Source organism: Bacillus sp. CCNWLW194, from assembly GCF_037120585.1.
GTDB classification, from domain to species: Bacteria; Bacillota; Bacilli; order Bacillales; family Bacillaceae_G; genus Bacillus_A; species Bacillus_A basilensis.
In genome coordinates, this window is the sequence record NZ_JBBBBL010000003.1 from 64,726 (window position 1) to 65,103 (window position 378).

The 378-nt window shown below is 36.5% G+C and carries 1 pseudogene; it reads right to left on the reverse strand.

Annotated elements, in window-relative coordinates:
* Window positions 1-378, reverse strand: a pseudogene (locus V7S50_RS06805) (peptigoglycan-binding protein LysM); the annotation flags it as partial.

Genomic DNA, 378 nt, shown 5'->3' on the forward strand with positions numbered 1-378 from the left:
GGCATCATATTTGGTGGTTGATTATTATCCATGATTGGCATCATATTTGGTGGTTGATTATTATCCATGATTGGCATCATATTTGGTGGTTGATTATTATCCATGATTGGCATGATGTTTGGTGGTTGGTTGTTATCCAACATTGGCATGATGTTTGGCACTTGAATATTTGGCGGTATGACTTGCGGGATAACTACATTTTCTTTCGATACGTTTGGTGATACTATATTTCCTACATTCTCTTTCTTCACTTGCGGTGATACTATATTCCCTACATTTTCTTTCTTCACTTGCGGTGATACTATATTCCCTACATTTTCTTTCTTCACTTGTGGTGACACGATATTTCCTACATTTTCTTTCTTTACTTGCGGTGAT